Genomic DNA, 10,539 nt, shown 5'->3' on the forward strand with positions numbered 1-10,539 from the left:
AATCTAGGGCGCTTTATCTTGGAATAATAGGGTAAAGCGGTTAGCGAATTTACACATTTGGTATAAAATACGCGATTAAGATAGCGAATAGGAAAGCACTGTGTCGATCACTTCATTTTCTCAATTACCTCTAAACCAAGCGCTTGCTCAGCGCCTTGTAGATCTTAACTACATGGTGCCAACGGCAGTACAATCTGTGAGTTTAGCGCCGGCGCTGACTGGACGAGATATAGTCGTGAAAGGGAAAACCGGATCTGGTAAAACACTGGTGTTTTCACTTGTGCTGCTGAATAAGTTGCAGCCCGAGTGCAATGAGGTTCAAGCTTTGGTATTGTGCCCAACGAGAGAGTTGGCTGACCAAGTGGCGCAAGAGATCAGAAAAGTTGCGGCTTTAATTGGTAACGTTAAAGTGCAAACACTTTGCGGAGGAACGCCAATTGAACCTCAAACTCGGGCGTTACAACATGGCGCGCATATTGTTGTTGGTACACCTGGTCGGGTTGAAGAGCATGTTTTTAATGGCTCACTCATGCTGACTGAAACGCAGACTGTGGTATTCGACGAAGCCGATCAGATGTTGGATATGGGCTTTACTGAAACGCTAGAAAGCATTCTAGTGTATGTGCCTGAAGTTCGACAAACACTGATGTTTAGTGCGACTTACCCAGACAAGATCATGAAACTGGCGAAGCAATATATGCGTGAGCCAGAGTTTGTTGAAGCGAAAGAAGAACAAGCACACCACAGCATTAAGCAAACCTTTTATAAATTAGACAACAATAGAATGCGCTTTAACGCGCTGAGAGTGCTGTTAATGCAGCACCAGCCGCAAAGCTGTATCGTTTTTTGTAATACCAAAGCTGAGACTAAGCGACTATTCGAAGAATTACGTCAAACCGGACTTGCTTGCGTCGAGTTACATGGCGATTTAGATCAAGGTGCACGTGAGTGGTCATTGCTCACTTTTGCCAATAAGAGTGCCAATATTTTAGTTGCCACTGACGTTGCCGCTCGAGGGCTCGACGTTGAGGAAGTTGAGCTTGTGGTTAACTATCATTTGGCACTTGAGCCGCAAACGCATATTCACCGTGTTGGTCGTACGGGTCGGGGTGAGCATAAAGGTATCGCAGTATCTCTTTATGGAGAAAAAGAAGCCTTCAAAATAAAACAGTTGGCGGAAATATATGGTCAAGAGCTAAAACATGGCACGTTGCCGGGTCATTCACTGCTCGAAAAACCAGCCTATAAGTCGAATATGGTGACCCTAATGATTGAAGGCGGAAAGCAGCAAAAACTCCGCAAAGGAGATATCGTAGGCAGTTTGACGGGTGAAGAGGGCATAAGCTTTAAGCAAATTGGTAAAATCAATATTTATGATGTGCAAACATTCGTGGCTGTAAAACGCGAGGCAGTGAAGCCTGCACTACGTAAGCTTAACAATAGTAAGATTAAAAATAAGCGCTATAAAGCCTTACGTGCTTAAGGCCTGCTTGAGTATTTCATACTCGTTCATTAAGCGTTTGAAAGTCTCCTCATCACCTGATTTATCCGGGTGATGAGTCAGGGCCTGTTTTCTCCAACATTGACTTAACATCCTGCGATCATAATCTTCAGAAAGTCTCCAGCGTGTTTTAATCGCGTTTAATTCGTCAGGTTTGATGGCAAGTTGCTGGCGAGCGCCATTAAATGCAAAGCGCTGCCAAAAGTTATCCAACAGAGCACTGACTTCTTCACTACTGGTTTCGTAATGCTGCCAGTCTAAATAGTAACTTCTGAGCGGATCATCTAATGCTAATTGGTGTTCATCTAATTGTGGAGCTAGATAAATATTGAGTGCTTCAACATGTAGATACTGGCCCTCAGCTAACACTTCTTGCTGAAGTTGATACAGGGCATTCATGATCAGGAAGTTACGTTTAAATAGATTTTTATTTTCATCTTCATCAAGGCGAGGTAGTTGCTGTTGTTCCATCAGAGCAGCGGCAAGAGTGTGTACTTTTAAAGATTGATTCTGACAAATTAGTCTAAAAATAACATCTGTTAGCGGATTGAACATTGTCGCCTCTTTAGTCTTGGTGTATCTTCACACTACCACGCAGACTAAATGATAAGCAATGGAGAGCAACAATGAATTTATCGAGGCAACTAAAGCCATGGTCTGTGTTTGCCTGTTGTCTGTGTTTCTCCAGTTGTTTTCAAGTTAACGCCACACTAAATGATAGCCCCCTTGCTGAGCGCATCTCAGAGGTGGAGCAAACCACCAATTGGCAACAACAAAAAACGCTGGGCACCGAGTTGCTCGCGGAACAACAACTGGGAAAGGCAAGAAAAGTAGAGCTTTTGCTTAGCCTAGGTAAGTCTGCTTTTAAACAAAATCAATTCAAAGATGCACTCGTTTTTCTCAATCAGTTAGAGTTGATAACGCAATCAGATAGACTGAGTGACAACCATTTTACAGCAGTGAAGGTTCAAGGGATCTGCTACTTTTACCTCGGTCATTATCAACAGGCAATCGAGTTTTACTCACGAGCATTAGCGCTAGCTGAGCAACGTAATGTCCCCATAGAAATGGCCAATTTACATAGTAATTTGGGTCTAGCGTATTTTAATAGCTTCACACTGGATTTAGCACTACATAATTATTTAAAAGCTGATGAGCTTTACCAAGAGTTTGGCGATGCTCAAGATCATGCCGATATTTTACTAAATATATCGGGTGTTTATATTCGTCAAGGTGCCTATGACAAAGCGGAAGAAATGCTCCATGAAGCCCTAAACGCATTCGTCGAGTTAAACGATGAATATGGTGTTGCGCTAGCTCAGGCAGATCTTGGTGTGCTATACACTGAGACTAAACGCCCCGCGCTTGCCAAAGCGTCATACCAAGCAGCAATTGCTTATTATGAAGCGCAGAATGACGTCCGCCACTTGTCATTTGAATATGGCAATCTTGCCTTATTGAGCTATTCACAAAACCAATTAGAACTAGCCGAAAAAGAAGCCAACTTTGCGCTCTATTATGCTGAAAAGGCTCAGAATCCTGCCAACCTTATGGAAGCCCAATTTACCTTAGCACAAATCTTCTTCGCTCAAGGGCGGCTGACAGAAGCCCTGACTAATGCAGAACAAAGTTTAGCGGCTAGTCGAGTTATGCATGAACAGAAAAGAGAACGTATGGCACTTCGTTTGCTAGCTCTGATTGAGGCGGCACAAGGAAATATTAAGCGCGCTAGAGACTATGACTCACAAAATTTGGAAGCGCAAAACCGCTTGATGAATGATGACATGCTGAAACGGATTAATGACTATCGTGCTAAGTATGAGGCCAGTGAGCTTTCTCGAGAAGTCGAAGTGCTCAAGCAAGAACAAAAATTACAGCTATTGAAAGAGGAGCAGCGCAGCCAGTTACAATTGTTGGGTGTTATCATCGCGCTATTAACCTTACTGACAACTTTCGCACTCTATCGACGTAAGGTTGAGCAAAGAGCAAAACTGGAGTTAAGCCAAAAAGTGGCATTAAGAACATCTGAGCTTCAGCAAAAAGCGGATGAGTTAAAAGCGGCCAATCAAGTGAAAAGTCAATTTCTGGCAAACATGAGCCATGAAATCAGAACGCCACTTACTACGGTGCTGGGACACGCAGAAGACTTGTTGGTCGAACAAGATTTAAATGCTCAGGCACAAGCATCGGTCAGAACTATTTATAATCAAGGATTGCATTTACGCGATCTCGTCAATGATATTTTGGATTTAAGTCGAATCGAAGCCGAGCGGTTAGAGCTAGAAGCGACGGAATTTTCGGTAAGCAGCTTACTTGCTGACTTATGTGATATGTTTCAACAAAATATACAGAGTAAGCAATTGGAGTTTATCGTCTGTGATCAGGTAAGGGCTAACGCTTACGTGCGTCTAGATTACATTCGAGTAAAACAAATACTGATAAACTTGCTAAGTAATGCCCTAAAGTTTACCGAAAAAGGCCGTATTGAATTGGCGGTATCTGAAACGCACCATGGTTTACAGTTTGTGGTGAAGGACACTGGCATTGGCATGACTGAGCAGCAGATAGGCCGAATTTTTGATAATTTCCAACAAGCTGACAACAGTATAACAAGGCGCTTTGGTGGCTCTGGGCTCGGATTAAGCTTGTCGAGCCAGCTTGCTCACATGATGAATGGTGAAATCAAAGTACAAAGTGTTGTCGATCATGGCAGTGTTTTCTCCTTCAATGTCCCTTGTACGGTTTACCTCAATACGGCTATTGCCGAAATTCAAGAGCCGCAGTCCAAGCAACCTTTGCTCTCAGGTACGGTGCTGGTTGTGGAAGATCACCCAGAGAATCGGCAACTATTCTCTCGCATGATTGAGCGAACGGGGGCGACGGTTATTGTAGCCGAAAATGGTGCTCGAGCGGTTGAACAGTGTCTTAGTGACTTTCCTGATTTGGTGCTTATGGACATTCAAATGCCAAGAATGGACGGGGTCGAGGCACTTCGGATCATTCGCTCGGCGGGCTACTCTGGTCCAATATACGCGTTAACCGCTAATGTACTGATGGAAGAGGTAAAATCATATATTGATTCAGGATTTAATGGTCATATTGGCAAGCCGATTAATAAAAATGAATTATTAGCCGTATTGAATACGCATTTAAACTTTGAGTCTGACGGCAAAGCGTATGAACTTAATATTGATTTATCGGATTTGCGAGATAGTTTCGCAAGCACTTTTGAGCAAGAGCGCTACTTGCTGATTGATGCTTGGCAAAACAAAGACCTGATCACACTTCAGACTATTTGTCATAAGCTGGCGGGGGCGGCATCTATGTTTGAATTTCCGGAGCTTGCGAGTATCGCTATAGAATTTGAGAAAGTATTAAAGCAAGGGGGCGAAGATCAATTTCAATCTTTGTTTTTAGCAATGTGTGATCAGTTAAAGTCTCAAGAATCATTAGCCTCCTAAAATAACTCTATATCGTCTGAATCTTCCAGCTTTAAATTGTCAGGTTGCTTAACATCACTGATTGATACACGGGAGCTGTCTGTTCTGGTATCTAGTTCTGGGGTGTAGTCGGTGATTTTAAAAATAGACAGTTTTTCATGAATGCTTTGCGAGAGGGCTATAAGGTCGCGATTGGAAACGGCCTGTATTTTTGTACTTGAAAGTGCATCGGAATTTAGGTGTACCATAGACTCTATACTTTCTTGAGCAGCGTCAGAAGCTTGCTTCTGCTCTCCAACTTGTTGATGAATGTCATGAGACATTTGATTGATAGAAAGCATCGCGTTTTCTATTTCATCCACTTCTTTTGTAGAAGCTTCGCTTAATTTTACCGTGTTATCAGTTTCCTTTAGCGCCGCTTGCATCAGCGCATAAACAGAATCTGTGCTTGATTGTATTTTTCTAATTACTTGGCTTACTTCCTTGGTAGATTGACTCGTTCTTGCTGCGAGATTACGAACTTCATCAGCAACGACGGCAAAGCCTCGCCCTAGCTCGCCTGCTCGTGCGGCCTCAATTGCGGCATTCAGCGCAAGTAAGTTGGTTTGCTCTGCAATACCATTAATTACTTCAAGCACAGAACTAATTTCATTGCTGTCAGTTTTGAGTAACTCTATTTGTTCACTGGTTTTTTTGATGTTATCTGCAAGTGTTAGCAGGCTTTCTTGACTTTTATCGGTATCTAATCGGGTCTGTTTCACTGCCGTTGTGGCGTTTTCTACAGATGCGTAGATCTGCTCTAAGCTAGTATCTAAACGCGCAGAAATCTCTAGCATAGACTGTATCGAGGTGGCTAAGTATTCACCGTGAGTATGTTGTAGCGTCGCCTTTTGTGTCATGGATGCATAGGTATCTCTTAAGCTATCTGCCATTGGGTGAAGTCGAGAAGAAGATGCGTACACTTCACTAATTATATGTTCTATAACGGCGAAGCAATCATTCATTAGTAGGCAGGACTTGGAAATATTCTTATCTTGTTCGTTAAAGCGATACGTTAGGTCGACACCATTGTCACTGATAAAATTGCGAACTAGGTGTTCCATATGTTTTTCAGCGGAAAAAGCTTTTTTAAAACATAAGAATTGCAATAGTGCCCCCAGTGTTAAAGCACTAACTGCGACGGCTACTTTAGCCTCATCAGAGGATAGTAAGGTAATTGCGAGTGTTACAGAAGCCAAGTTAAAAAGCGTGATAGCGGCAATAATACGACTCGGCTTCATTCTACGTCCCTAGGCTCATTATTCAAATGCGTTTTAATTTTATAAGGTAGGTATAGAACAAAAACAGGAAGTTGGCGAACCTGAAATGCAAAAAGCCAGCATAAGCTGGCTTTGCAATAACTAGACTTGGAGTCTAATTACTTACGACGCATTGAGTCGAAAAACTCATCGTTTGTTTTGCTCATGGAAAGCTTATCAATAAGGAATTCCATGGCATCGATCTCACTCATTTCATGAACAATCTTACGTAAGATCCACATTTTCTGAAGTTCATCAGTTTTCGTTAGCAGTTCTTCACGACGGGTACCAGAGCGGTTGAAGTCGATAGCTGGGAATACACGTTTTTCCGCAATCTTACGGTTTAGGTGTAGTTCCATGTTACCCGTACCTTTAAACTCTTCGTAGATAACTTCATCCATCTTAGAGCCGGTATCGATAAGTGCCGTTGCGATGATGGTTAAGCTTCCGCCTTCCTCAACATTACGCGCAGCACCGAAGAAGCGCTTAGGCTTGTGAAGTGCATTGGCATCAACACCACCAGTTAATACTTTACCTGATGAAGGAATAACCGTGTTGTATGCTCGAGCAAGACGTGTAATTGAGTCAAGTAGAATAATAACATCCTTCTTATGCTCAACTAAGCGTTTTGCTTTTTCGATTACCATTTCAGCTACCTGAACGTGGCGGTTAGCTGGTTCATCAAACGTAGAGGCAATAACTTCACCTTGAACAAGGCGCTGCATCTCAGTTACTTCTTCCGGACGCTCATCGATAAGTAGTACCATCAAAGTTGCATCTGGGTTGTTGTATGTGATGGACTGAGCAATGTTTTGTAGCAACATTGTCTTACCCGCTTTTGGTGGTGCAACGATAAGTGCACGTTGACCTTTACCGATTGGAGAAGCAAGGTCTAATACTCGAGCAGTAATATCTTCGGTACTACCATTACCTCGTTCCATTACCATACGCTCATTAGCATGAATAGGCGTTAGGTTTTCGAATAGGATTTTGGTACGAGAGTTTTCAGGCTTATCGAAGTTAACTTCATTAACTTTCAATAATGCAAAATATCTTTCGCCATCTTTTGGTGGTCTGATTAAACCAACGATGGTATCACCGGTACGCAGGCTGAAACGTCTAATCTGGCTCGGAGAAACATAAATATCATCAGGGCCAGCTAGGTAAGATGCTTCTGAAGAACGTAAAAAGCCGAAGCCATCTTGTAAAATTTCTAAAACACCGCCGCCGTATATATTCTCGCCGCTTTTCGCGTGCGCTTTCAAAATAGCAAAGATAATATCTTGTTTTCTTAAACGAGCTACGTTTTCAAGTCCCATGGACTCAGCAAGTTTTACAAGTTCATTGATTGACTTGTCTTTTAATTCGCGTAAATGCATATTGGTGGGTTCTTTATTACAGTTGTCATTCTCGTTAGTTTCACGAGAGAGGTTGATTTGATAAAGCTTAAAGGTTTGTGGCTTTATAAGTTAGCAGCTAGGCGTCGGGTCGTCCAGTGTTTATACAAATTTTATTCTATTAAAAATGATATAGATCAGCTTCACAACTGCGGCAGTTATGCCGCAGAGTGTCTAACAACCTGAATTATAGGTTGTTTTCTAGGAACTCAACGAGTTGAGTCTTAGATAGAGCACCAACTTTAGTTGCTGCTACTGCACCATCTTTAAACAGTAATAGTGTTGGAATACCACGGATACCGTACTTAGGTGGAGTACCTGAGTTTTGGTCGATATTTAGTTTGCCGATCGCTACGCGGTCACCGTGTGATTCTGCAACTTCATCAAGGATAGGCGCAATCATCTTACAAGGGCCACACCATTCTGCCCAGAAATCTACTAGTACAGGCTTGTTAGATTTGATTACGTCAGCTTCAAAGCTGTCATCAGTTAGTTGGATAATTTTGTCGCTCATTACGCTCTCCGTTAGAATTAGGCGAAATATTTAATGCGTATTTAAACACTCTTGTTTCTTATTGCAAGTTTAAACGTTATGCTTTATTGCTATGACTAAGACACATTTGACCAATAAAAAATTCAACGACTTTGCTTTAGCACCGGAAGTGGTCGCCGGTTTACAGGAAAATGGCTTCGAATTTTGTACGCCAATCCAAGCAAAGTGTATACCTTACATCTGTGAAGGCCGCGATATCGCGGGCCAGGCACAAACTGGTACGGGCAAAACCCTTGCGTTTTTGACCGCGACCTGTCATCGCCTATTGCAGACCAAAAAGGATAAAAAAACGCAACCTCGTGCAATTATTATGGCACCGACTCGAGAGTTGGCTATACAAATACATAAGGACGCGCAAGTCATTGCGCCACGTTGTGATCTTAAGCTTGCCCTTGTATATGGTGGCGAAGATTACGAAAAACAACGGGCTCAACTGGAAAAAGGCGCGGATATACTAATCGGAACGACTGGGCGTTTAATCGATTTTTATAAGCAGGGTGCTTATAACCTCAATGATATCGAAGTGGTTGTGCTAGATGAAGCAGACCGAATGTTTGACTTAGGTTTTATCAAAGACATTCGCTATTTGTTCAATCGCATGCCAGGTCGTGAAGAGCGATTAAATCTATTATTCTCTGCAACACTTTCATACAGAGTGCAAGAGTTAGCATTCGAACACATGACCAACCCTATTCATGTACAAATTGAGCCAGATGTAAAAACGGGCAAGCGTATTCAAGAAGAGCTATTTCACCCGTCAACAGATGACAAAATCCCTTTACTGCTGACTTTGATTGAAGAAGAGTGGCCAGAGAAGGCAATCATTTTTGCTAATACTAAGCACAGCTGTGAAAACGTGTATGCATGGCTGAAAGCAGATGGCCACCGTGCTGGCTTGCTTACTGGCGATGTGAACCAAAAGAAACGCCAATCAATTTTAGCGCAGTTTACGCGTGGCGATGTTGATTTACTGGTGGCGACTGATGTTGCTGCGCGTGGTTTACATATTCCTGAAGTAAGTCATGTGTTCAACTTTGACTTGCCGGATGACAGAGAAGACTACGTTCACCGCATTGGTCGTACGGGTCGAGCTGGTGCATCTGGACATGCGATTAGTTTCGCGTGCGAGCAATACGCCTATAATTTACATGAGATAGAGGAATACATAGAGCATGCAATTCCTGTTTCTCATTATGATAAAACAGCACTATTAACTGACTTGCGTGCGCCTCAAGTAAATAAACGTCGTCATTCAGGCCATGGTAATAGTGGTAACAAGCAACGTGGTGGTGGTCGCCGAACAGGTGGCTATAGAAAACCACAATCCAAGTAAACTTGGATAGTAAAGTAGTAAGCGCTTAAAGCGATTTGTTGAGGTTTAAAAAGTGGCAAAGACTGCTTCGAAGGAAGATATTTACGCTGTAATAGACTTAGGTTCTAACAGCTTTCATATGTTGATAGCGAAACATATGGCAGGCGGTATTCACACAATTGGCCGTGTGAAAAGGAAGGTGAGGCTGGCATCTGGGCTTAATGACCAAAATGAATTGTCGCTTGAGGCGATGCAAAGAGGATGGGAATGCCTTGCTTTGTTTGCTGAGCGCTTACAAGATATCCCCAAGCAAAACGTCAGTATTGTAGCGACTGCGACATTGCGTTTGGCTATTAACGCTCACACATTTATCGAAAAAGCGGAGCAGATCCTTAATCATCAGGTAAATGTGATCAGTGGGGAAGTGGAAGCGAAAACCATTTATAAAGGTGTCGCTCACACATCTGCCTGTCAAGGTAAGCAACTCGTTATTGATATCGGTGGCGCGAGTACCGAAGTCGTGATTGGAAAAGGCTTTGATGCCTTACTGTATAAAAGCTTAAATATGGGGTGTGTGACTTATCTAGATAGATATTTCAGCGATGGCCTATTAAGTTTCGAAAACTTTGACGCTGCTGAGCAGGCAGCAAAGCAGGTAATACAGCCTATTCAGGTCAAATATAAAAAGCTTGGCTGGGAGTTAGCTATTGGTGCGTCAGGTACTGTTCAAGCCATTCAGGAGATTTTCGCTGCGATGGGCGAGAATGAACAACTGACGCTAAGCAAGTTGGAAGAAGTAAAGCTTAAAGCAATTGAATGTGAAACGGTGGCTGCGCTAACTTTACCTGGGCTAATTGAAGAACGCCGCTTAGTCTTTGTATCGGGCCTTGCAATTTTGATTGCACTATTCAAGTCATTGGATATTCAATCTATGGGTCTTGCCGGTGGCGCACTTCGAGAGGGTGTACTTTATAGTATGATCCCTGATTTTCAGGCTGTCGATATCTGTCAGCGCACATTGGATGGTTTCACTCAGCG

8 protein-coding genes (1 of these 8 running past the window's edge) are annotated in these 10,539 nt (G+C 42.7%); 4 read left to right on the forward strand and 4 right to left on the reverse strand.

Annotation, left to right across the window (positions count from 1 at the left end; translation table 11 throughout):
* Positions 1 to 100: 100 nt before the first annotated feature.
* The gene (gene dbpA, locus JJQ94_RS05755) at positions 101 to 1,483 is read left to right on the forward strand and encodes an ATP-dependent RNA helicase DbpA (RefSeq protein WP_099031376.1); all 1,383 of its coding nucleotides are present in this window, start codon (positions 101 to 103) and stop codon (positions 1,481 to 1,483) included.
* Here the strand turns inward: dbpA and JJQ94_RS05760 are convergent.
* Positions 1,472 to 2,056, reverse strand: coding sequence for a DNA-J related domain-containing protein (locus JJQ94_RS05760; RefSeq protein WP_099031375.1), 585 nt, complete (start codon positions 2,054 to 2,056; stop codon positions 1,472 to 1,474). The genes dbpA and JJQ94_RS05760 overlap by 12 nt on opposite strands.
* Before the next feature lie 71 nt (positions 2,057 to 2,127).
* Here JJQ94_RS05760 and JJQ94_RS05765 point away from each other — a divergent pair, with 71 nt between their 5' ends.
* Positions 2,128 to 4,962: a response regulator gene (locus JJQ94_RS05765; RefSeq protein WP_099031374.1), complete on the forward strand. Its 2,835-nt coding sequence runs from the start codon at positions 2,128 to 2,130 to the stop codon at positions 4,960 to 4,962.
* On the opposite strand, the gene JJQ94_RS05770 is transcribed toward JJQ94_RS05765, so the two are convergent.
* From JJQ94_RS05770 to trxA, 3 genes are all read right to left on the reverse strand, one after another.
* Positions 4,959 to 6,221: a methyl-accepting chemotaxis protein gene (locus JJQ94_RS05770; protein WP_099031373.1), complete on the reverse strand. Its 1,263-nt coding sequence runs from the start codon at positions 6,219 to 6,221 to the stop codon at positions 4,959 to 4,961. The genes JJQ94_RS05765 and JJQ94_RS05770 overlap by 4 nt on opposite strands.
* Positions 6,222 to 6,358: 137 nt before the next feature.
* Positions 6,359 to 7,618, reverse strand: coding sequence for a transcription termination factor Rho (rho, locus tag JJQ94_RS05775; RefSeq protein WP_010378171.1), 1,260 nt, complete (start codon positions 7,616 to 7,618; stop codon positions 6,359 to 6,361).
* Between the two features lie 205 nt (positions 7,619 to 7,823).
* Positions 7,824 to 8,150, reverse strand: coding sequence for a thioredoxin TrxA (gene trxA / locus JJQ94_RS05780; protein ID WP_099031372.1), 327 nt, complete (start codon positions 8,148 to 8,150; stop codon positions 7,824 to 7,826).
* A 91-nt stretch (positions 8,151 to 8,241) separates the two neighbouring features.
* Here trxA and rhlB point away from each other — a divergent pair, with 91 nt between their 5' ends.
* Both rhlB and gppA read left to right on the forward strand, forming a co-directional pair.
* Positions 8,242 to 9,522 carry an ATP-dependent RNA helicase RhlB gene (gene rhlB / locus JJQ94_RS05785; protein WP_017219421.1) on the forward strand — a complete coding sequence of 427 codons (1,281 nt, stop codon included), beginning with the start codon at positions 8,242 to 8,244 and terminating at the stop codon, positions 9,520 to 9,522.
* A 52-nt stretch (positions 9,523 to 9,574) separates the two neighbouring features.
* Positions 9,575 to 10,539: the 5' portion of a guanosine-5'-triphosphate,3'-diphosphate diphosphatase gene (gppA, locus tag JJQ94_RS05790; protein ID WP_099031371.1), read on the forward strand. It continues 544 nt past the right edge of the window; 965 of the gene's 1,509 nt are visible here — the first part of the coding sequence; its start codon is at positions 9,575 to 9,577; its stop codon lies off the right edge, out of view.

Origin of the sequence: Pseudoalteromonas sp. GCY (genome assembly GCF_016695175.1) — a bacterium.
Lineage (GTDB): Bacteria > Pseudomonadota > Gammaproteobacteria > Enterobacterales > Alteromonadaceae > Pseudoalteromonas.

Coding starts and splice junctions, on each gene's coding strand:
- rho (WP_010378171.1), bottom strand. CDS start 7,618: ATGCATTTACGCGAATTAAAAGACAAGTCAATCAATGAACTTGTAAAA.
- rhlB (WP_017219421.1), top strand. CDS start 8,242: ATGACTAAGACACATTTGACCAATAAAAAATTCAACGACTTTGCTTTA.
- JJQ94_RS05770 (WP_099031373.1), bottom strand. CDS start 6,221: ATGAAGCCGAGTCGTATTATTGCCGCTATCACGCTTTTTAACTTGGCT.
- trxA (WP_099031372.1), bottom strand. CDS start 8,150: ATGAGCGACAAAATTATCCAACTAACTGATGACAGCTTTGAAGCTGAC.
- JJQ94_RS05760 (WP_099031375.1), bottom strand. CDS start 2,056: ATGTTCAATCCGCTAACAGATGTTATTTTTAGACTAATTTGTCAGAAT.
- JJQ94_RS05765 (WP_099031374.1), top strand. CDS start 2,128: ATGAATTTATCGAGGCAACTAAAGCCATGGTCTGTGTTTGCCTGTTGT.